20 protein-coding genes and 1 pseudogene are annotated in these 19661 nt (G+C 63.7%); 15 read left to right on the top strand and 6 right to left on the bottom strand.

Going from position 1 to position 19661, the window contains the following annotated elements; all coding sequences use genetic code 11:
* Positions 1-124: 124 nt before the first annotated feature.
* Positions 125-211 (top strand): annotated as a pseudogene (locus tag AC19YX_RS25890) (GNAT family N-acetyltransferase); the annotation flags it as partial.
* A 3-nt stretch (positions 212-214) separates the two neighbouring features.
* On the opposite strand, the gene AC19YX_RS25885 reads toward AC19YX_RS25890, so the two are convergent.
* Positions 215-700, bottom strand: coding sequence for a GNAT family N-acetyltransferase (locus AC19YX_RS25885; protein ID WP_421548562.1), 486 nt, complete (start codon positions 698-700; stop codon positions 215-217).
* A gap of 138 nt (positions 701-838) precedes the next feature.
* Between AC19YX_RS25885 and AC19YX_RS25880 the strand changes: the two genes are divergently transcribed.
* The 4 genes from AC19YX_RS25880 to AC19YX_RS25865 all read left to right on the top strand — a co-directional run bounded on the left by AC19YX_RS25880 (position 839) and on the right by AC19YX_RS25865 (position 3457).
* Entirely contained in the window at positions 839-1273 is a 435-nt protein-coding gene (locus AC19YX_RS25880) for a YybH family protein (protein WP_078470899.1), read from the top strand.
* A gap of 68 nt (positions 1274-1341) precedes the next feature.
* The gene (locus AC19YX_RS25875; protein ID WP_020295733.1) at positions 1342-1686 is read left to right on the top strand and encodes a YciI family protein; all 345 of its coding nucleotides are present in this window, start codon (positions 1342-1344) and stop codon (positions 1684-1686) included.
* 26 nt (positions 1687-1712) lie between these two features.
* Positions 1713-2204 (top strand): SRPBCC family protein, encoded by a 492-nt coding sequence (locus AC19YX_RS25870; protein WP_201132040.1) that lies wholly within the window; start codon positions 1713-1715, stop codon positions 2202-2204.
* Positions 2204-3457 carry an RNA polymerase sigma factor gene (locus AC19YX_RS25865; protein WP_500607314.1) on the top strand — a complete coding sequence of 418 codons (1254 nt, stop codon included), beginning with the start codon at positions 2204-2206 and terminating at the stop codon, positions 3455-3457. Before AC19YX_RS25870 ends, AC19YX_RS25865 begins: the two co-directional genes overlap by 1 nt.
* Before the next feature lie 35 nt (positions 3458-3492).
* Here AC19YX_RS25865 and AC19YX_RS25860 read toward each other — a convergent pair whose 3' ends face one another.
* A complete protein-coding gene (locus tag AC19YX_RS25860; protein ID WP_078470895.1) occupies positions 3493-4347 on the bottom strand; it encodes a LysR family transcriptional regulator in 855 nt (284 codons plus the stop codon).
* An 89-nt stretch (positions 4348-4436) separates the two neighbouring features.
* Between AC19YX_RS25860 and AC19YX_RS25855 the strand changes: the two genes are divergently transcribed.
* From AC19YX_RS25855 to AC19YX_RS25835, 5 genes are all read left to right on the top strand, one after another.
* A complete protein-coding gene (locus AC19YX_RS25855) occupies positions 4437-4871 on the top strand; it encodes a multidrug/biocide efflux PACE transporter (protein ID WP_078470894.1) in 435 nt (144 codons plus the stop codon).
* A gap of 307 nt (positions 4872-5178) precedes the next feature.
* Positions 5179-5787 carry a paraquat-inducible protein A gene (locus AC19YX_RS25850; RefSeq protein WP_078470893.1) on the top strand — a complete coding sequence of 203 codons (609 nt, stop codon included), beginning with the start codon at positions 5179-5181 and terminating at the stop codon, positions 5785-5787.
* On the top strand, positions 5787-6401 hold the full coding sequence (locus AC19YX_RS25845; protein ID WP_078470892.1) for a paraquat-inducible protein A: 615 nt from the start codon (positions 5787-5789) through the stop codon (positions 6399-6401). Before AC19YX_RS25850 ends, AC19YX_RS25845 begins: the two co-directional genes overlap by 1 nt.
* Positions 6394-8076 (top strand): PqiB family protein, encoded by a 1683-nt coding sequence (locus tag AC19YX_RS25840; protein WP_500607313.1) that lies wholly within the window; start codon positions 6394-6396, stop codon positions 8074-8076. Before AC19YX_RS25845 ends, AC19YX_RS25840 begins: the two co-directional genes overlap by 8 nt.
* Positions 8073-8678 carry a PqiC family protein gene (locus AC19YX_RS25835; protein ID WP_500607312.1) on the top strand — a complete coding sequence of 202 codons (606 nt, stop codon included), beginning with the start codon at positions 8073-8075 and terminating at the stop codon, positions 8676-8678. The genes AC19YX_RS25840 and AC19YX_RS25835 overlap by 4 nt, the downstream gene beginning before the upstream one ends.
* A gap of 5 nt (positions 8679-8683) precedes the next feature.
* On the opposite strand, the gene AC19YX_RS25830 is transcribed toward AC19YX_RS25835, so the two are convergent.
* Complete coding sequence (locus AC19YX_RS25830) at positions 8684-9601, bottom strand: LysR family transcriptional regulator (protein ID WP_078470889.1); 918 nt, start codon at positions 9599-9601, stop codon at positions 8684-8686.
* Between the two features lie 259 nt (positions 9602-9860).
* Here AC19YX_RS25830 and AC19YX_RS25825 point away from each other — a divergent pair, with 259 nt between their 5' ends.
* The 3 genes from AC19YX_RS25825 to AC19YX_RS25815 all read left to right on the top strand — a co-directional run bounded on the left by AC19YX_RS25825 (position 9861) and on the right by AC19YX_RS25815 (position 12637).
* Positions 9861-10619: a 5-oxoprolinase subunit PxpA gene (locus AC19YX_RS25825; protein ID WP_078470888.1), complete on the top strand. Its 759-nt coding sequence runs from the start codon at positions 9861-9863 to the stop codon at positions 10617-10619.
* A gap of 174 nt (positions 10620-10793) precedes the next feature.
* Positions 10794-11666, top strand: a complete 873-nt coding sequence (locus AC19YX_RS25820) for a 5-oxoprolinase subunit B family protein (protein WP_201132035.1) — start codon at positions 10794-10796, stop codon at positions 11664-11666.
* Positions 11663-12637, top strand: a complete 975-nt coding sequence (locus AC19YX_RS25815; RefSeq protein ID WP_500607311.1) for a 5-oxoprolinase subunit C family protein — start codon at positions 11663-11665, stop codon at positions 12635-12637. The genes AC19YX_RS25820 and AC19YX_RS25815 overlap by 4 nt, the downstream gene beginning before the upstream one ends.
* 149 nt (positions 12638-12786) lie before the next feature.
* Here the strand turns inward: AC19YX_RS25815 and AC19YX_RS25810 are convergent, their stop codons facing one another.
* Together AC19YX_RS25810 and AC19YX_RS25805 are read right to left on the bottom strand one after the other, a co-directional pair.
* A complete protein-coding gene (locus tag AC19YX_RS25810) occupies positions 12787-14403 on the bottom strand; it encodes an inorganic phosphate transporter (protein WP_078470885.1) in 1617 nt (538 codons plus the stop codon).
* Positions 14404-14692: 289 nt separating this feature from the next.
* Complete coding sequence (locus AC19YX_RS25805; protein WP_078470884.1) at positions 14693-15715, bottom strand: transporter; 1023 nt, start codon at positions 15713-15715, stop codon at positions 14693-14695.
* 417 nt (positions 15716-16132) lie between these two features.
* On the opposite strand from AC19YX_RS25805, the gene AC19YX_RS25800 reads away from it, so the two are divergent.
* Positions 16133-17758 carry a methyl-accepting chemotaxis protein gene (locus AC19YX_RS25800; RefSeq protein WP_500607310.1) on the top strand — a complete coding sequence of 542 codons (1626 nt, stop codon included), beginning with the start codon at positions 16133-16135 and terminating at the stop codon, positions 17756-17758.
* Positions 17759-17869: 111 nt separating this feature from the next.
* Complete coding sequence (locus tag AC19YX_RS25795; protein WP_500607309.1) at positions 17870-18316, top strand: hypothetical protein; 447 nt, start codon at positions 17870-17872, stop codon at positions 18314-18316.
* A gap of 15 nt (positions 18317-18331) precedes the next feature.
* Here AC19YX_RS25795 and AC19YX_RS25790 read toward each other — a convergent pair whose 3' ends face one another.
* Entirely contained in the window at positions 18332-19519 is a 1188-nt protein-coding gene (locus tag AC19YX_RS25790; protein WP_421548555.1) for a GAF domain-containing sensor histidine kinase, read from the bottom strand.
* Positions 19520-19661: the final 142 nt, after the last annotated feature.

The raw sequence follows: 19661 nt of genomic DNA, 5'->3' as shown, positions 1-19661 counted from the left end.
TGGAAAGGCGTGTTCGCTCGGTCATGAGACGATTGCAATTACGCCCTCAAAGAATCCGTTCTTATTTCCGGCATCCACGTATCGCCTACGCAGCATGATTTGGTGTATTTGATTGCCGGGTTAATACCAGCGCTTCGGCTTTGTCTACTGCAAAGCCTCGGCGTCGGACCACGGCGGCATGGCCTGGCACGAAATGGCGCTTGAGCTGTAGGCCTTAGAAGTTCAGGGTCATCCTGCGCTCGTAGCCGATGCGGCCCTTGTAGGCCTCGCCGCTGTCGACCCAGCCCTGTTTCAGGTAGAGCTTGAGCGCGGCCTGATTATCGGCATCCACCGACAGCATCAAGCCCTTGAGTTCCGGCCAGGCCAGGCGCGCCGCCTCGGGCAGTGCTTGCAGGCAGGCCTGGCCGTAACCCCGACCCTGGACCCGATGGTCGACTTGCAGGGCATGCAGGGTGGCGGTGCCAGCACTGGCCCAGTGCGGCAGGAATGGCCCGTGCTTGAGCAGCAGAAACGCCACCGGCCGTTCATCGGCGAGCAGAGCGAAGCCCTTGATGCCCGGCTCCGGCGCCTTGAGCAGGGTATGCAGGGCGGTGTAGATGTCGCCGGAAAAAGCCTTTTGTTCCGGGTGTACTTCAAGTCCGTCGAGTTGCTCGCGCTGGGTGGCGTCGAGCTGTTCGTAAGGCACCAGTCGGGTAGTCAAGGCACTGTCCATGTTGTTTTTGGAGGGGCGTCGATTTTAGCGATTTGCGGTGCGTGCGCATTTTTTTCTTGGGCATGTCGATTGGCGGGGCGCGCAGACGACTAAGGGTGTCTTCACTCAATGGCAAGGAGTACCCCCATGAGCATGCACCCCAGTGAAACCCAGATCCGCAGCCTGATCGACGCCTGGCGCCAGGCGGTGATGGCCAAGGATATCGAGCGCATCGTCAGTTACTACGCCGATGACATCACCGCCTTCGACGCGGTGGGCGCCCTGCAATTCAAGGGCAAGCAGGCCTACCGCGATCATTGGCAGGCGTGCATGGAGTTCTGCCCCGGGCCGGGGATTTTCGATTTCGAGCAATTGCAGATCGTGGCCGCCGACGACATCGCCTTCGCCCACTGGCTGGCCCATTGCGGCGGTACTGATGAGCAGGGGCAGACCAAGGCCTGCTGGATGCGGGTCAGTGCCGGTTACCAGCGTATCGACGGACAGTGGCGGGTGCGGCATGAGCACTGGTCGGCACCGTTCGACATGCAAAGCGGCAGCACCCAGTTCGACCTGCAACCCTGATCGTCGGGTTTTTCGGCAAAGCGCCCAACAGCGGCCATAGTTGATCAGCCCGATCATGGAGAGCCCCCATGAAATACCTATGCCTGGTCTACAGCGACGAACAGTTGCTGCACAGCTTGCCCGACAGCCCGGCGGACGCCGAATGCATGGCTTACGCCGAAGCGGTGCAGGGCAGTGGCCGCATGCTCGCCGCCGAGGCGCTGGCGTCGGTGCAGAGCGCAACCACGGTGCGCATGCGCGCCGGCAAGCTGTCGATCACCGATGGCCCATTCGCTGAAACCAAGGAGCAACTGGCCGGTTTCTACCTGATCGAGGCCCGGGACCTGAACGAAGCCCTCCAGGTCGCCGGGCATATTCCGGCGGCGCGGGTCGGCAGCGTCGAGGTGCGCCCGGTACGTCAATTGAATCCCTGATAACAACCATAAACAGGAGTTTGACCATGACTCATGCGCAAGCAGGCCACGCGCCTGCCCAGTACCAACTGTCCATCAGCCGCCTGATCGATGCGCCTCGGCGCAAGGTGTTTCGTGCCTGGACCGAGCCAGCCCTGCTCGCTCAATGGTGGGGCCCCCATGGCATGACCACGCCCGAATGCGAGATGGACCTGTGGGTCGGTGGCCAGTTTCGCACCCTGATGCGCGCGCCGGACGGCCAGGAATATCCGACCATGGGGGTGTTCTTGGAGATCGTCGCGCCGCGCCGGCTGGTGTTTACCGACGCCTTTGTCCCGGGCTGGATCCCCTCGGCCAAGCCCTTCATGACCGCCGAAGTGACCTTCGACGAAGTCGATGGCAAGACCCTCTACAGCGCGCGCGCCATGCACTGGAGCGAAGCCGATCAAAAGGCCCATGAGGCAATGGGTTTTCATGAAGGCTGGGGTCAGAGCCTGGATCGATTGGTCACCCTGGTCACCCAAGGCATGCCGGACTGATGCCCAGGCACGCGGGGCAGGCCGTCCCGGCACTGGTCGAGACGGTCTACCGCGAGCAGTCGCGGCGCATCCTGGCGACCCTGATACGCCTGCTGGGGGATTTCGACCTGGCTGAAGAGGCCATGCACGAGGCGTTTTTTGTCGCGGTCGAACGTTGGCAGCGCGATGGCGTGCCGGATAACCCCCGGGCCTGGCTGGTTTCGGTTGGGCGCTTCAAGGCGATTGACGGCCTGCGCCGGCGCGCGCGGTTTGCTGCGTCCCAGGCGGCGCTGGCCAGGCAGTTGGAACAGTTGGAGCAGACCGAGTGGAGCGAGGACGATGTGGAAGATGATCGCCTGCGGCTGATCTTCACCTGCTGCCACCCGGCCCTGGCGGCGGATGCGCAAGTGCCGTTGACCCTGCGCGAGATCTGCGACCTGAGTACCGAACAGATTGCCCGGGCCTTTCTCACGGCCCCGGCGACCATTGCCCAGCGCATTGTGCGGGCCAAGGCCAAGATCCGTGAGGCGAAAATTCCTTATCAGGTGCCGTCCCTGGGTGAGCTGCCGGAGCGCCTGGACAGCGTGCTGCGGGTGATTTATCTGGTATTCAACGAGGGTTATTCGGCGTCCGTCGGCACTGAGCTGACCCGTGACGAGCTGACCCGCGAGGCCATTCGCCTGGGGCGGCTGTTGCTGGAGCTGCTGCCGGAACCGGAAGTCATGGGCCTGCTGGCGCTGATGCTGCTGCATGAGTCGCGACGCCCGGCGCGGGTTTCCGTGACTGGCGAGCTGGTGCTGCTGGATGAGCAGGATCGGCGGCTGTGGAGCGCCGAACTGATCGTCGAAGGCTGCGCCCTGGTCGAGCGGACGCTGGGCACCCGGCGCTTCGGGGCTTACTGCCTGCAGGCGGCGATTGCAGCCGTGCATGCCGAGGCGCCGACGGCGGGCCAGACCGACTGGGTGCAGATTGTCGGCCTGTATGACGTGCTGTTGCGAGCGCTGCCATCGCCGGTGATCGAACTCAACCGCGCCGTGGCCCTCGCTCAGCGCGACGGTCCGCAGGCGGGGTTGGAGCAGGTCGAGGCGCTGCTGGCCCGTGGCGAATTGCAGGATTACCACCTGGTGCACTCGGCCCGGGCCGAATTCTGCCGCCAGCTGGGCCGCGACGAACAGGCCCGCGAAGCGTACCTGCGGGCCCTGCAACTGACCCGCCAAGAGCCCGAACGCCGCTTCCTCGAACGCCGCCTCGCTGCCCTCCCGCCGTCCCTGTAGCCGAGCCTGGCGGCAGCGGCTACAGGCTGGTTCCCTTACTCAAGCATCTGCCCCAGCAGCCAACTGCCTGCCGGGCCGGGCGGATGCAGGCGTGACCAGAGAGCATCCACTGCCACCTGGCGCGGCCAGCCGCGGGCGTCGAGTTCATGCAGGCTGCCCGCGCCGAAGCGCTCTACCAGCCAGCGTGGCAAGGGCGCCCAGCCGAAACCGCCCTGGGCCATTTCCAGCAGCATCAGGTAGCTGGGGGCCGACCAGACACGGCCCCGGGCACGGCTTTCGTAAGGGTTGATCACCGTCGCCAGGCGCAGTTCGCGATGCTGTTGCAAGGTCTCCTTGTCGACCTTGGCGAGGCTCGCCAGGGGATGTTGTGGCGACACAAACAGAGCGATTTCGGTGCGTTCATCGACGGTGGCCCAATCCAGGTCCGTGGGGTAGCTGGGCTGCATTTCGGCGAAGGCGATCTGTGCCCGCCCGCGTTGCACCAGTTCCACCAGGTCCTCGCATTCGGCGATCAGGCATTCCAGTTCAAGGTCCGGATAGCGTTGTTCGAACGCCTGCAGGGAAGCCTCGAAGCGGTCCGATTGATAGGTGTCGGACAGCGCCACCGTCAGCTTGGCCTCGACGCCCCGGGACAACTGGCTGGCGGCCATTTCCAGGCGACTGGTGGCCGCCAGGATCTCTTCGGCGCGCTGCAGCAGTACATGCCCGGCGGGAGTCAGCCCGGGCTTGCGACTGCTGCGGTCGAACAACTGCACATCCAGGTCGATCTCCAGGCTGGCGACAGCGGCGCTGATGGTCGACTGGCTCTTGCCCAGCTTGCGCGCGGCAGCCGAAAACGAGCCCTGGGTGGCCGCCTGGACAAACGCCAGCAGCACTTCATGTGAAGCCATGAACTATCGCCTTGATCGATGGTTATTGGTTATGAAGTATCGGTATCTGATTGGATCATGGCAACCACATTCACCCCTGGAGCCGAACCATGAGCCCCCAGAAATCCCTGAAAGAACGCGTTGCCCAGGCCGTTGGCTTCGAAGTGCTGGCGATGCTGATCTGTACACCGTTACTGGCCTGGTTGATGGACAAGCCCCTGGTGAACATGGGCGCGGTTACCCTGGGCATTGCCCTGATTGCCCTGGCCTGGAACGTGGTGTTCAACAGCGTGTTCGATCGCCTGCTCAAGCGCCTGGCGTTGAGCCACAGCCCCTGGACCCGGGTCTTGCACGCCCTGTTGTTCGAAGGCGGGCTGGTGGCGGTCAGTGTGCCGCTGATTGCCTGGTGGTTGCAGGTCAGCCTGTGGCAGGCCTTGCTGCTGGATATCGGCGTGCTGCTGTTTTTCCTGCCGTACACCTACCTGTATCACTGGCTGTACGACCTGGCGCGGGAGCGCCTGATGCGCCTGCGAATGGCGAACTAATGTCACGGGCCTGGGTCATAGAGTCCGCTGCCGAGAGTCGATGGCCAAGCGGCGCGGCGCCTCAGTCAGCGTCAACAGAAGCGGCGTTGCTTTAAACAGCAACCCGCGCTTGAGTTGGCTATGCTGCATTGCAGCCTGCAACAGCCCGATGCAGAGCCCTGATAGCGACCTTCAGGGTGACGCTCGAAGCGCACTCGGTCTTGGGGCTGCAGGCCTGGAGCCTGGAACCGGCCAGGGTGATGATTGATAGAAACGATGTGCCGGTTCATGTAACCGAATCTGCTGTTCCCTCGACTAGCTGAAGGCCATGACCCTTTCTCCATCCTGGATCATCTGCGAGCACTGCGATTCGCTGTATCAATCAGTGCCGCTTGGCAAAGGCCAGACGGCCCAGTGTTCACGCTGCGGCGCAGTGCTCGCCAGGGCCAGCCGCTGGAGCGTGCAACAGCTGTTTGCGCTGTCGATTACCGCTGCCGTGCTGTTTGTGTTCGCCAACGCCTTTCCAGTGATCAAGATCAGCCTCGAAGGCCTGAGCAACGAAGCCACCCTCTGGCAATCGGTCGAGGCCCTGGCCTATGGGCGGATCAGTCTGATTGCCGCTGTCACCGGATTGACCATCATCCTTGCCCCCTGCCTGCAGATCGTTCTGCTGTGCTGGTTGCTGGGCTTTGCCAATGTCGGCCGCGCCGCGCCGGGCTTCAAGATGTGCATGCGCACCCTGGAACACCTGCGGCCCTGGAGCATGCTCGAGGTGTGCCTGCTGGGCATCCTGGTGGCCATCGTCAAGCTGGCGGGCATGCTCGATGTGCACCCGGGCCTTGGGCTGTGGGCGCTGTCGATGTTGACGGTGCTGATTATCCTGATTTCCGGCAAAGACATCCGCCGGCTCTGGCACGACCTGGAGGGCCGCTATTGATGAGCGCGCCACCCTATGCCCGCGACCTGCAATTGATGCTCTGCCATACCTGCGGCCAGGTCTGCGCGCAAGACGTCCATCACTGTCCACGCTGCGATGGCGCCGTGCACAGGCGCAAGCCCAACAGCCTGACGCGCACCTGGGCGTTCCTGCTGGCGAGTCTGATTTTCTATATCCCGGCCAACCTGTTGCCGGTCATGTACACCAGCATGTTCGGCAGCGGCAGTGAAAACACCATTCTCAGCGGCGTCTACGAGTTCTGGAGCCACGGCTCCTGGGACATCGCGCTGCTGATCTTTATCGCCAGCGTGGTCGTGCCCTGCATCAAGTTCTTTGCCCTGGCGACCCTCCTGATCAGTTGCCAGCGGCGCAGCCATTGGGCGATGCGCGAGCGCGCCCGGCTCTATCGGTTTATCGAAGTGATCGGTTACTGGTCGATGCTCGACGTAATCGTGGTCGCGCTGGTGGCCGCGCTGGTGCAGTTCCGCGCCCTGAGCTCGATCGAGCCGCGCATGGGCATTCTGTTTTTTGGTTTGGTTGTGGTGCTGACGATGTTGGCGGCCATGAGTTTCGATCCCCGGCTCATCTGGGATGTAGAGGTGGAAGATGTCTGATGATCCAGGTTTCAAGCAATCGCCTGCCCCAGGCACTCCGGCGGTCAGGACACGGCGCTTCAACGTATCCCTGGTCTGGCTGGTGCCGATTGTCGCTGCCCTGGTCGGGGTGTCGATGATGATCAACAACTCCCTGTCGGCCGGGCCGCAGATTTCCATCAGCTTCCTGACCGCAGAAGGCCTGGAAGCCAACAAGACCCAGGTCAAATACAAGAATGTGGTGATCGGCAAGGTCACCGCCATTGCCCTGAGCGATGACCGCAGCAAGGTCAACGCCACCGTCGAACTGGATCAGTCGGCCCAGCCGTTCACCGCCGATGATTCGATGTTCTGGGTGGTGCGACCCCGTATCGGCGCCAACGGTATCTCCGGGGTCGACACCTTGCTTTCCGGGGCTTTCATCGGCGCCGACGCCGGGCAATCAGGCAAGACCAGCAAACAGTTCGTCGGCCTGGAAACCCCGCCGGCGGTGACCTACGGCCAGCAGGGCAAGCGCTTCACCCTGCGCACCGATGACCTGGGTTCGCTGGACATCGGCTCGCCGGTCTATTACCGGCGGATCCAGGTCGGGCAGGTGATTTCCTATCAACTGGCCAGCGATGGCAAAGGGGTGGATGTGCGGGTGTTCGTCAACTCGCCCAATGACCAGTACGTCACCACCGATTCGCGCTTCTGGAACGCCAGCGGCGTGGACGTGACCCTGGGGGCCAACGGGCTCAAGGTCAACACCGAGTCCCTGTCGTCGATCCTGGCGGGCGGCATTGCCTTTGTCGAACCCAAGTACAGCCCGAACCCGGTGCCTGCCGCCGAAAACGCCACCTACACCCTGTTCGACGACCAGGACACTGCGCTGGCCCCGCCCGATGGCGAGCCGCGCTACATGCGCATGCGTTTTGACCAGCCGTTGCGCGGGCTGGCGATCAATGCACCGGTGGAGTTCCTGGGGGTGAACATCGGCAAAGTGGTGTCGATGAACCTGGATTTCGACGAGCAGAAAAAGGACTTCTGGACCGTGGTCGGCGTGGTGATCTATCCCAATCGCCTAGGCAAGGTTCAGGAAAAGCTGCTCAAGGAATGGGGCGGGGAGGACGAAGCGCGCTCAGCAGAGTTGATCGCCGGCTTCGTCAAGCGCGGCCTGCGGGCCCAGGCGCGCAGCGGCAACCTGCTGACCGGGCAATTGCTGATTTCCCTGGACTTCATGCCCAACGCCAAGCCGGTCGCGTTCGATCAGAACGCCAAGCCGCTGGAGATTCCGACCGTGCCGGGCAGCCTCGACAAGCTGCAGGAGCAAGTGCAGCAAGTGGTCGAGAAAATCAGCAAATTGCCGCTCGATGCCATCGCCAACAACCTCAATTCCAGCCTCGGGGAAATGAACAAGACCCTGAAGCAGGTCAACGGCGAGGTGCTGCCGCAGATGCGCGATACCCTAGTGCAGACCCGGAAAACCCTGGCCACCGCCAACGACAGCTTTTCCGAGGACTCGCCAGAGCGCCTGCGCCTGGGCCAGGCGATGGATGAAGTGCAACGCACTGCGCGTTCGGTACGGGTGTTGACCGACTTCCTCAGCCGCCATCCCGAGTCGTTGATTCGCGGTCGCCTCAAGGACAATCAGCCGGATGCCTACAAATCTACGTCATCCTCTGTTCGTGAACCCGAGCCGGAAGCCCAGCCATGAAAACCCCCATCCTGTTGTTGAGTGCGGTAGTGGGCTTGGCGGCCTGCAGTTCGGCGCCGACCCGTTATTACACGCTGATGTCGCCCGTGGCCGAAGGGGCCGCCGCCGGCGTTGCGGCGCCGGGGTTTCAATTCGAGATGGCGACGGTGCGCATTCCGGCCCAGGTCGACCAGCCACAGTTGGTGGTGCGCCAGGATGGCGGGACCTTGGCGATTCTGGAAACCCAGCGCTGGAGTGCGCCGCTGGTGGATGAGTTTCATGACGCCCTGGCCAGCCAGCTGGAGGTGAGGTTGGGGACACGCAACCTCGAAGGGTTGCCCAAGCAGGCCGGGCGCCCGGTGCTGTCGTTGCAGACGGATGTGCGGCGCTTTGATTCGTTGCCGGGGCGCTATGCCTTGATCGATGTGGTATGGAGCCTGCGCCTGCGCGGCGAGGGCGCACAGGCTCGGAGCCTGACCTGCAGCAGCCAGATCCGCCAGCCGGCCAGTGTCGAACTTGAGGTGTTGGTATTGGCGCACCAGCAGGCCATCGGGCAACTGGCGCAGAGCATTGCCAGTACCGCTCGGCGCTGGGCGCAAGTGCCATCCACCCCTTGCCCCTGAGCTGATCAGCGCCGAGCCGACAACTGCTGCGGTGCCAGAAACGCATCGTGGAAATAATCACGCAATGCCTGCATCGCCGGGGTGAAGTCCCGCTCGCGGTGCCAGGCCAGGCCCACGCTCATGGGCGTGACCGGGTCGGTGACGGTCAGGGTCTCGATGCGCTTGCCCTCCAGTGACCAGGGGCGATGCACCAGATCGGACAGAATCGCCACCCCGCTGCCGTTGGCCACCATGCTGCGCACCGCCTCCACCGAACTGGTGCGCACCCGCACCTTGGGTTGCTGCCGGGCGTGTTCCCAGTAGCGCATGGCACTTTGTTCAGCCTCATCCACCGTGAGCAGGATGTAGGGCTCGCGGGCCACGTCGGCCAGGCTGACCGCCGCCCGCTCGCACAGCGGGTGGTGGCTGGGCAGCCACAGGCGCCGTTCGGAGTTGAACAGAATCTCCGAGACGATAGCCGGGTGGGTAAGGTTGGCGGTCAGCACCACCGCCATGTCGAAGCGGCCTTCCAGCAGACCTTGTTCGATGGCCTGGCGCTCCTGCTCGTGGACCTCGATGGTCACGTCCGGGTGCCAGTGTTCCAGGCGTTGCAGGTGATGGGGCAGGAAATAGCCGATCACCGTGTAGCTTGCCGCCAGGCGCAGCACGCCGCTGGCGCGGTAGTCCGGCAGTGGGCTGTTCAAGGCGTCGTCGACGCTGCGCAGAATCACGTAGGCGCGGTTGAGAAAATGCCGCCCGGCATCGGTCAGGTTCATGCCCTGGGCCGAGCGCACGAACAGCTGCACCGCGAGCATGGCTTCCAGTTCCTTGATCGCTGTGGTCACCGCCGACTGGGAAATATTCAGGTGAATCGCCGCCTGGGAAATCTGTCCGATCTCGGCAGTGGCCACAAAGTAGCGCACCTGACGCAACGTCAAAGACATCAACAACTCCTCAAACCACCCACATTGATCCAATAAACGCCCGTAGCCGCTGCCGAGCCGTGCGAGGCTGCGCTGTCCCGAACAGGCACCGATAAACCCAACGCTCTGCATCGCCCACCGGGGCCAGCGCAGCCTGCGGCAGCGGCTACAGTATTATCTGTTTTTCAGAAGATACCCTATCTGATAATAGATCTTCCCAAGGGGTCGGCCCGCAGCCTAATTTTGCCTGCAACCAGTCACGACAGGCGGAGCAACGGTGATGCAGGCAGTGGATTTCAATTCGGACATGGGTGAAAGCTTCGGCCCCTGGACCATCGGCGATGGCGTCGACACCGAGCTGATGGGGTTTATCAGTTCAGCCAATATCGCCACCGGCTTTCACGCCGGCGACCCCGGCACCATGCGCCGCACGGTCGAGACCGCCAAGCGCCTGGGGGTGGCCATTGGTGCTCACCCGGGGTTCCGCGACCTGGTGGGTTTTGGCCGCCGGCACATCCATGCCCCGGCCCAGGAACTGGTCGACGACATGCTCTACCAACTCGGCGCCCTGCGGGAAATTGCCCGGGCCCAAGGCGTACCGCTGCAACACATCAAGCCCCACGGCGCGCTGTACATGCACCTGGCCCGGGATGAACAGGCCGCGCGGCTGCTGGTGGAAAACCTGCAACGCCTGGAGCCGCAGTTGCTGTTGTACTGCATGCCCGATTCGGTGATCTGGCGCGTGGCCCGCGAGCTGGGGCAACCGGTGATCCGTGAGTTTTACGCCGATCGCGACTACGACCTCAGCGGCTCCATCGTCTTCACCCGCCAAGTGCGCGCGCTGGATCCTGGCGAAGTCGCGGCCAAGGTCTTGCGCGCCTGCCAGAGCGGCCTGGTGCGCACGGTCGAAGGTCAAGACCTGCCCATCGCCTTCGATTCCATCTGCCTGCACAGCGACACCCCCGGCGCCCTGGCCTTGGTCCAGGCCACTCGCCAGGCGCTGGACCAGGCCGGTATTGAGGTGCGCGCGCCGCGCTGATGCCCTGAAACACCGAGTGCGCAGACCTCGGGTTTTGCTCAATGCGTTGAATTTTTTTGCCTGCCTTTCTACAAGTATTCCAAGAGGAACAGACATGGCCGAATACAGTGTTACCACCCAGGCCGTACCGGTCCCGGGCCAACCTGCGGTGATTGAGTGCCGGGCAGGTGAGGCATGAGCACAGCGATTCGCTACAGCTTTGGTGCCGATGAGCACCTGTTCGCCGAGGTCAGCGACAGCATGTCCCTGGAGGCGTTTTTCAAGGGCATGGCCGTGACCCGCGCCGTGGAGCGCCTGGCCCTGGATGGGGTGCTGGACATATGCCTGGCCAATGCTTCGTTCCAGATCCGTTTCGACCCCGACCGCATCGCGCCCCAGGCGCTGCTGGAAGCGGTGCGCGGCGCCGAGGCCGGTGCCGTGGCCGAACGCAGCTTGCACACCCGGATCATCGAGATTCCGGTGCTGTACAACGATCCCTGGACCCACGAAACCCTGATGCGTTTTCGTGACCGCCATCAGGACCCGAGCGCCACGGACCTTGAGTACGCCGCGCGGATCAACGGCCTGGCCGACGTCGAGGCGTTTATCGCGGCCCACAGTGGCGCGCCCTGGTTTGTGTCGATGGTCGGCTTTGTCGCCGGCTTGCCGTTCATGTTCCAGATGGTCGAGCGCGAGCGCCAGTTGCAGGTGCCCAAATACCTGCGGCCACGCACCGATACGCCGAAGCTGACCCTGGGCCACGGCGGCTGTTTCGGCTGCATCTACTCGGTGCGCGGGGCGGGCGGTTATCAGATGTTTGGCGTGACCCCGGCACCGATCTACGACCCCGAGCAAACCTTGGCGTATCTGAAGGAGCACATGGTGTTCTTCCGCCCCGGCGACATCGTCCAGTTCAAAGCCATGGACCGCGAGGCCTACGACCTGGCGGTGGCCGAGGTGGAGGCCGGCCGTTTCGACCTGCGTATCCGGCCGGTGGAGTTTTCACTGGATGCCTTTCTCGCCGACCCGGTCGGCTATCCGAAGTCGTTACAGGAGGCGTTGGCATGATCAAGGTCATCAAACCGGGCCTGGCCACATCGGTGCAGGATCTGGGGCGCGAAGGCTATTACCACCTGGGTATTCCGCCGTCCGGGGCCCTGGATCAATACGCCTTGAGCGCGGCCAACCAACTGGTCGGCAACCCGCCGGGTGCGGCGGCGCTGGAGTGCACGCTGGTCGGGCCGGAGCTGGAGTTTTGCCGCGATGCCCTGGTGGCGGTCTGCGGCGCGCACATGACGCCCAAGCTCGATGGGGTGGACATGCACCTGGACACGGCCTTTGCGGTCAAGGCCGGGCAAGTGTTGCGCTTCGACTTTCCCAAGGCCGGCGCCCGCGCTTACCTGGCGGTCGCCGGCGGCATCGATGTGCCGCTGGTATTGGGCAGTCGTTCCACTTACACCCTCGGCGCCCTGGGCGGTTTCCAGGGGCGGCGGTTGGCCGTCGGCGATGAGTTGCCAGTGGGTGTGGACAGCGGCAAGAGCCGGGTCGGTGCAAGTTTGCCCATGGCTTTACGTCAGTCCCTGGGTGGCGAGGTCACGCTGCGGGTGGTGCCCGGCCTGTATTACGAGCGCTTGAGCGAGGCGGCCAAGGTCAGCTTTTTTGCCGAGCCCTGGACCGTGGGCTCCGAAGCTGACCGTATCGGCTATCGCTTCAAGGGCGGCAGTGCCTTGGGCTTTCAGCCGCGGGAGCAGCCGTTTGGTGCCGGCTCCGATCCGTCGAACATCGTCGACAGCTGTTACCCGATCGGTTCGATCCAGGTGCCTGCGGGGCTCGAGCCGATCGTGTTGCATCGGGACGCGGTGTCCGGTGGCGGCTACGCCATGATCGGCACCGTGATCAGCGCCGACCTCGACCTGATCGGCCAGATGCAACCCAACCAGAAGGCCCGTTTCGTCGCGGTGACCCTCGAACAGGCGCTGGAGGCCCGGCGCTCCTACAAGAAAAAACTGGCTTGCCTGCGCAAGCTGTTTCCCTCCTGAACACCACGGCGGCTACACCCGTAGCCGCTGCCGCAGACTCGGGCCGCGTTCGTACGCTGTCCGTCGGATGCACCATTTCCCTCCCTGATACCCCGACCCACCTCAACCCACGTCCAAGCGCAGCCCAAGCCTGACAACTACACGTCCGCTCAAAACAGTTGGGTAAACAACCAATACAAACTGCCCGACAACAGGATCGCCGCCGGCAGGGTCAGGACCCAGGCCATCAGCAGGTTGCGGATGGTGCGCATCTGCAGCCCGCCGCCGTTGGCGACCATGGTCCCGGCCACGCCCGATGACAGGACATGGGTGGTCGATACCGGCAGACCGAACATGTCGGCGGCGCCGATGGTCAGCATGGCCACGGTTTCCGCCGAGGCGCCCTGGGCGTAGGTCAGGTGGGTCTTGCCGATCTTTTCACCGACCGTCACCACGATACGTTTCCAGCCGACCATGGTCCCAAGGCCAAGGGCGATGGCCACGGCGATCTTGACCCACAGCGGAATGAAGCGTGTGGCGTTGTCGATCTGTTGCTTGAACAGCTGCAGCTTGTCCTGGGTGTCGGCGTCAAAGTGGCCGACCTTGTTCTTGTCCATCAGGCGAATGGTTTCGCTGGTCAGGTACATGTCGTTGCGCACGTTGCCCATGGCCTCGGCCGGCACTTTGGACAGCGAGCCATAGCCCTTCACTTCGTTGCCGATATGGCCGGCCAGCGCCGCCAGCGCCGGGATCAGCTCAGGCGTGGCCTGCTTGTTGCGCACGTAATCGGAAAGGATCGGCCGCGGATCGGCGGGCGCCGCCTGGGGCGAACCTTTGCTCAGAGCCTGCTGGGTGACTTCGGCCACCGCGGCGAATTGCAGGGCCTGGTCGGCCGGCATGGTGCGGTTCAGCGCGTAGGCCATGGGCAGGGTGCCGACCAGAATCAGCATGATCAGGCCCATGCCTTTCTGGCCGTCGTTGGAGCCGTGGGCGAAGGACACGCCGGTGCAGGTGAGGATCAGCATGCCGCGAATCCACCACGGCGGCGGGGTGTTGCCTTTGGGCGCCTTGTACAGCGCGCGGTTCTTCACGAACAGGCGCAGGGCCAACAGCAGCAGGGCGGCGAACGCGAAGCCGATCAGCGGCGAAAACAGCAGGGCGTACCCGACTTTGGTGGCCTGGCCCCAGTCCACGCCGCTGGTGCCGTCGCGGCCATGCATCAGGGCATTGGCCACGCCGACACCGATGATCGAGCCGATCAGGGTGTGGGACGACGACGCCGGCAACCCCAGCCACCAGGTGCCGAGGTTCCACAGGATGGCGGCAATCAGCAGGGCGAAGATCATGGCGAAACCGGCCGATGAGCCGACTTGCAGAATCAGCTCCACCGGCAGCAGGGCAATGATGCCGAAGGCCACGGCGCCGCTGGACAGCAGCACCCCGAGGAAATTGAAAAAACCCGACCAGACCACGGCGAAATGCGGCGGCAGCGAGTGGGTGTAGATCACCGTCGCCACGGCGTTGGCGGTGTCATGGAAACCGTTGACGAATTCGAAGCCCAGGGCGATCAGCAGCGCCACGCCGAGCAGCAGGAACGGGGTCCAGGTGGTCACGGTGGTGCCCAGTTCGTGCATGTCGTGCATCAGGCTGTAGGCGGTGAACAGCAAGCCCATGGCCAGTACCGCGAAAAACATCACCAGGGTGAAGGGGCTGGCCTTTTTATCCAGCTGGGGCTTGGTTTCGCGGGCGGAAGAGGGGGCGGCGGCAGTCAGGGAAGGGGTGGCCATTGCCGGACAATCCTGTGGAGGGGAGGAGTGGGCTCCATGATCGTTGCCAAATGTTACAGAGAGACTGCGTCAGGTCAGTGTTTGTGCGATTGGGGAGGGCCGCTGATCTGAATGGGCCTTTCTGCATACCGTTTCAGGCGCCGTGGGCGTGGGGGGGTATGGGGTGTCACGCAGGGCCAGCGCAGCCTCGCGGGCTCGGCAGCGGCTACGGGGCTTGTGGCTCCGGCCGGGGCAGGTGCTGTGGTGGTCAGGGGGTGATGAGGGGCATCGGGGGCCAGCGGGCGTTGGCTCAGTAGTCCTGGCGTTTGCGAAAGGCCCAGCGGCCGGCGAACAGGGTGAAGGTGGCGACCAGGGCCACCAGGATCCAGAAGCCTTCGGGATCTGCGGAAAACGGAATGCCGCCCACGTTCATGCCGAAAAAGCCGGCGATGATGTTGATCGGCAGCGCGAGCACGGTGACCACGGTCAGGGTGAACAGGGTGCGGTTGGTCTGTTCGTTGAGGTTGGCGGCGATTTCTTCCTGCAACAGTTTGATCCGCTCCCCCAGGGCCGTGAGGTCGTTGATGATCAGCGCGAACTCCTCGGTGGATTTGCGCAGCTCCTTGACGTCCTCCTTCTGCAGCCATTGCGGCGGCCGGTTGAGCAGCCGCAGCAGCGAGCCCGGCTCCAGTGCCAGCAGGCGTTGCAGGCGCACCAGCACCCGGCGCATGGCCCCGAGTTCGGCGCGGTTGGTGGAGACCCGGGCCGCCAGCAGTTGGTCTTCGATCTGGTCCACGCTCTGGCTGGTCTTGCGCACGATCTGGGTCAGTACCTCGCCCTGGTCGCGCAACAGGTGCACCAGCAGTTCCAGGGGCGAGCGAAAGCGCTCGCCGGCCTTGACCGAGGAGCGCAGTTTGTCCACCGAGTGCAGGGGTTGCAGGCGGGCGCTGACAATCAGGCGGCTGCGGGCGCAGACCCACAGGGTCGATATATCCGATGAGACCATGCTGCTGAAGTTGAACACCACGTCGTTGACCACCGCCAGCAGTGCTGAGTCCACATGCTCGATGCGGGTGGAGCGCGAGCCTTCATGCAGCGCTTCGAAAAACTCTTCAGGCAATTCCAGGTGAGCCTTCATCCAGCGCTCGCAGGCCGCGTGGGCCAGGTTCAGGTGCAGCCAGAGAAACTCTTCACCGTCCCCCGCTTGTTTCAGGCATTCCAGGGCCTTGGCCGAGTCCAACTCGCGGCCGGCTTGCCCCGGGAGAAAACTGAAGCCGTACAACAGGCCGAACAGATCGGAATCGCGATGGCTTTGGTCGATGCTGTGGTTCATGGAGTCTCGCTGGAGGGAAGCCATGCAGGCAGTGTGAAAACTACTGCGTTTGGCAATACTGCGTTAAAAACAGGCTCGGAATGCTCATTTACAGCCAGTAAACTCCGCTTCCTCGCCTGTTTTTGCCTTGTCTTGCCTTCACTCGCTACGTTTTCACACAGCCTGCACCTGTAGGCGTTTTACAGGTTCACTTGGGCTTTATCATCGCAAGGCTTTTTGATGTTTTTGTGACAGTTTCAGGTGCAGAATGCGCGCCCTGCTACCGGTGGTCGGAGGCGCTCAAGAAAGCCTGCTGCGCGCCGATCACGCTCACAGCAGTCGAGCATCGGCCCGTCGTCGATTGCCCTGACAGGGATGTCTGTGTGCCACCCACGTCCATTTCGGATGTGTTCCATCCCTGCCATGAGATCTCATTTGATGTTCTTGCAAAAATCCCTGCGCGCGCAAACGCTCGCCTTGTTGAGCGGCAGCCTGTTTGCGATGTTGTTGATCGCCCTGGCGTGTTTCAACTTCCTGTCCAATGGTGTGCAAAGTTATCGCAATCTGATCGAGGGGCCGCTGCGCACTTCGCAGCTGGTCGACGAGGCCAACCTGCAGTTCAAGAGCCAGGTCCAGGAATGGAAGAACGTCCTGCTGCGCGGCAAACAGCCTGAAGAGCGCAGCAAATACTGGAAATTGTTCGAAGACCGCCAGAGCGATGTCCAGGGCATTCTGGGCCAGTTGGCGATGGCCCCAGGTGTCGACGCGCAGTTGAAGAGCCAGATCGAACGCCTGCGTGAAGAGCATCGCCAGCTCGGTGCGGCCTATCAGAAAGGGCGCGATGCCTATGTGGCGGCGGGTGCCGATCCGGCGGCCGGTGATGTGGCGGTCAAGGGGCTGGATCGCGCTACCAGCGAGCAGATGAGTGAGTTGGTCGGCCAGTTGCGCAAGCAGGGTGACCAGCAGTCGCTGCTGATCAGTGCCGCGGCTGAACGCACGATCTGGATCGGGATTCTGGTAATGCTGGCGTCAGGCCTGATGATCGGCCTGTTCAGCCTGTGGCTGGTCAACCGCAACCTGGTGCAGCCGATCCGCACCCTGATCGAGTATGTCGCGCAACTGAGCCAGGGGCGTTTTGCCGAACGTGTCGCCAGTGACCGCCAGGACGAGCTGGGCCGCTTGGCCATGGCCGCCAACACCCTGCGTGATTTCCTCGCCGACACCTTCAGCCGCCTGCAACGCAGCACCTCCGACCTGGACAGCGCCAGCGGCGAGTTGAGCTCCATTGCCGGGTTGATGGCTCAGGGCACCAATGAGCAGTTCAACCGCACCGACCAGGTGGCCACGGCCATGAACGAGATGTCTGCCACGGCCCAGGAAGTGGCGCGCCACGCCGCCGATGCGGCGCGCGCGGCCGACGATGCCGATCACTCGGCGCAACAGGGCGAACAGGTGATGCAGGGCACCATCCACACCATCACCCTGATGCGCGGCGAAATCGCCAACACCGCGAAGGTTATTCGCCAGTTGGAAACCGACAGCGGGCGCATCGGTAAAGTGCTGGAGGTGATCCGCGGGATTGCCGAACAGACCAACCTGCTGGCGCTGAATGCGGCCATCGAGGCGGCTCGCGCCGGTGAGGCCGGGCGTGGTTTTGCGGTGGTGGCGGACGAAGTGCGCAGCCTGGCGCAGCGCACGGCGGCCTCGATCATCGAGATCAACCAGATTATCCAGACCGTGCAGACCGGCGCGGTGGACGCCGCCCAGGCCATTGAAAGCGGCCAGTCACGCAGCGAGCAGAGCGTCGAGCAAGTGACCCAGGCCGGGGCGATGCTGGAGCGGATCACCGTGGCCGTGGAGGCGATCCGTGACATGAACCGCCAGATCGCCACGGCCGCGGAAGAGCAAACCTCGGTGGCCGAGGACATTTCGCGCAACCTGACCGAGATCACCAGCATCGCCAGTACCAATCTGGACAACGTGCAGCGCACCGAAGCGGCAAGCCGCAACCTGCATGGCTTGTCGGGGCAGTTGAACGAGGTCACCGCGCGCCTGGGCAACTGACCGCCGCGCCTTGTGTATCGGCCTGCTTACCAGGTCGGTACACAGTCACTCTCAAGTTGGCCGGGCTGGCGTCGATGGTAGGGCAAACCCCAACTCACGAGGCCCATGCCCATGGTCAGTATCAGCTCCGTTTCCATTACCCAACCCCAGGTCACCACCCGCAAGCTGGCGACCAGTGCCAGCGATGAGGCCAGCAGCTCCGAGACCGGGGTTGCCTCGGCCAGTGCTGCCTCCGGCGACAGCAGCAAGGCGGCCGGTGCGTCGGGGGCTGCGGTGTCCGGCGGCAGTTCCAGCAGCAGCGACGAGTCGGATGCGGTCAAGGCGCTGCGTAAGCAGATTGCGCAATTGCAGAAAGAGTTGCAGGAGCAGCAACAGCAGCTGCAGGCCGCCCAGGCCAGTCAGGACAGCAAGGATGCCAAGGCCGCCGCGGTGGCTGCCGCGCAATCGCAGATCGCCTCCACCAGCGGCTCGCTGCAGACCGCCACCGCCGCACTGCTGCAAGCCTTGCAGGATTCGAGCAGCAGTTCGTCCGGCTCGCTGGTCGACACCACGGCCTGAGATCAGGCCCGGGTTTCAGGCCCGAGTTTCAGGCGCCAGGGGCAGGCTGAAGGTGAAGAGCGTGCCGTGCTCGGCGCTTGAGGCCAGGTCCATGCGCCCGCCGTGGGAGCGGGCGATCTGGTCGGCGATGTACAACCCCAGGCCCAGTCCGGCTTGCGGCGTGTCGCTGGCCGGGCGCGAGTACGGCTGGAACAGGTAGGGCAGGATCGCCGGGGGAATCTGCCCCGGGTTCTGCACCGCCAGCATAAACACGCCCTCACGCACTTCGGCCCTGACCTGCACCGGGCCTTCGGGCGCGCCGTGGGTGATGGCATTGGCCACCAGGTTGGAGAGCAGTTGCGCGACCCGGTCGCGGTCGCAGTGGATGCCCTGCAAATCGCCGATCACACACTGGATGGGGCGCTCCGGGTGCACGCTCTGCACTTCCGCCACCACGTGATGCAGGGTTTGCTCCAGATCCTGGCTGGACGCGATGTTCAGTGTGATGCCGGGCCCCAGGCGTCCCCGGGCGAAGTCCAGCACGTCTTCGACCAACTGTGCGGCGCGCCGTCCACAGTTGAGAATGTGCTGCACGATCGGGTCGGTGGCCGGGTTCGGGTGTTTGCGCAGCAGGCGTTCGGCACCGACATTGATCGCGAACAGCGGGTTGCGCAGGTCATGGCCCAGCACGGCAATGAATTGCTCGCGCAGCTCGGCGGTCTGGCGCTCCTGCTGCAGCGCGGCTTCGGTCTGTTGCTGGCTTTCTTCGGCCTCGATCTGCAGCGACAGCAGGCGCGCGAACGACTCCATGGTGCTCTGGATGGCGCTGGCCTTGAGTGCCGCCGGGCTCGGGTCGAGGGCGCAGATGGTGCCGAAGAAGCTGCCGTCGGTGCGAAACACCGGGACCGAGATATAGCTTTCGAAGCGGTACAGGCGTGGGGTGTGGTGATTATGGTAGTGCGGGTCTTCGCTGGCCTTGTCGATCACGACCGAGACGTGGGCCGAGCGGATTTCGTGGCACAGGGTGGTGACCAGGTCCAGTTCGCCGCCGACCTTGAGGCCGAACTCCAGGTCATCCAGGACTGCGCAGGCGTGCCACGAGGTATCGGTGACCCGGGCCACCGCGGCAAAGCGCAAGCCGGTCATTTCACGAATCACCTGCAACATCGCCGGCACTGCGCTGATCCGGCCGATGGTGGCGATGTCGGCTGCTGTCTGCCCCATTTCATTCTCTGCACAAAAGGCGCGACACCTTATGCGCCGCCGAACCTGGGTGTGATTCTAGCGAGCTGACGCGGGTGGGTGGCAATTTCCTTGGGCCCCCGGCGGATTTGTTTCTGGCGCCGGTTTGCCAGCGGCGCGCCAC

The organism is Pseudomonas sp. MF09150 (assembly GCF_059862355.1).
Note: the sequence above shows the minus strand (reverse complement) of the source record. Positions and strands in the feature narration are given on the sequence as shown.

Coding starts and splice junctions, on each gene's coding strand:
- AC19YX_RS25880 (WP_078470899.1), top strand. CDS start 839: ATGAGCATGCACCCCAGTGAAACCCAGATCCGCAGCCTGATCGACGCC.
- AC19YX_RS25825 (WP_078470888.1), top strand. CDS start 9,861: ATGCAGGCAGTGGATTTCAATTCGGACATGGGTGAAAGCTTCGGCCCC.
- AC19YX_RS25860 (WP_078470895.1), bottom strand. CDS start 4,347: ATGGCTTCACATGAAGTGCTGCTGGCGTTTGTCCAGGCGGCCACCCAG.
- AC19YX_RS25810 (WP_078470885.1), bottom strand. CDS start 14,403: ATGGCCACCCCTTCCCTGACTGCCGCCGCCCCCTCTTCCGCCCGCGAA.
- AC19YX_RS25795 (WP_500607309.1), top strand. CDS start 17,870: ATGGTCAGTATCAGCTCCGTTTCCATTACCCAACCCCAGGTCACCACC.
- AC19YX_RS25820 (WP_201132035.1), top strand. CDS start 10,794: ATGAGCACAGCGATTCGCTACAGCTTTGGTGCCGATGAGCACCTGTTC.
- AC19YX_RS25805 (WP_078470884.1), bottom strand. CDS start 15,715: ATGAACCACAGCATCGACCAAAGCCATCGCGATTCCGATCTGTTCGGC.
- AC19YX_RS25815 (WP_500607311.1), top strand. CDS start 11,663: ATGATCAAGGTCATCAAACCGGGCCTGGCCACATCGGTGCAGGATCTG.
- AC19YX_RS25870 (WP_201132040.1), top strand. CDS start 1,713: ATGACTCATGCGCAAGCAGGCCACGCGCCTGCCCAGTACCAACTGTCC.
- AC19YX_RS25790 (WP_421548555.1), bottom strand. CDS start 19,519: ATGGGGCAGACAGCAGCCGACATCGCCACCATCGGCCGGATCAGCGCA.
- AC19YX_RS25875 (WP_020295733.1), top strand. CDS start 1,342: ATGAAATACCTATGCCTGGTCTACAGCGACGAACAGTTGCTGCACAGC.
- AC19YX_RS25850 (WP_078470893.1), top strand. CDS start 5,179: ATGACCCTTTCTCCATCCTGGATCATCTGCGAGCACTGCGATTCGCTG.
- AC19YX_RS25855 (WP_078470894.1), top strand. CDS start 4,437: ATGAGCCCCCAGAAATCCCTGAAAGAACGCGTTGCCCAGGCCGTTGGC.
- AC19YX_RS25830 (WP_078470889.1), bottom strand. CDS start 9,601: ATGTCTTTGACGTTGCGTCAGGTGCGCTACTTTGTGGCCACTGCCGAG.
- AC19YX_RS25865 (WP_500607314.1), top strand. CDS start 2,204: ATGCCCAGGCACGCGGGGCAGGCCGTCCCGGCACTGGTCGAGACGGTC.
- AC19YX_RS25835 (WP_500607312.1), top strand. CDS start 8,073: ATGAAAACCCCCATCCTGTTGTTGAGTGCGGTAGTGGGCTTGGCGGCC.
- AC19YX_RS25800 (WP_500607310.1), top strand. CDS start 16,133: ATGTTCTTGCAAAAATCCCTGCGCGCGCAAACGCTCGCCTTGTTGAGC.
- AC19YX_RS25840 (WP_500607313.1), top strand. CDS start 6,394: ATGTCTGATGATCCAGGTTTCAAGCAATCGCCTGCCCCAGGCACTCCG.
- AC19YX_RS25845 (WP_078470892.1), top strand. CDS start 5,787: ATGAGCGCGCCACCCTATGCCCGCGACCTGCAATTGATGCTCTGCCAT.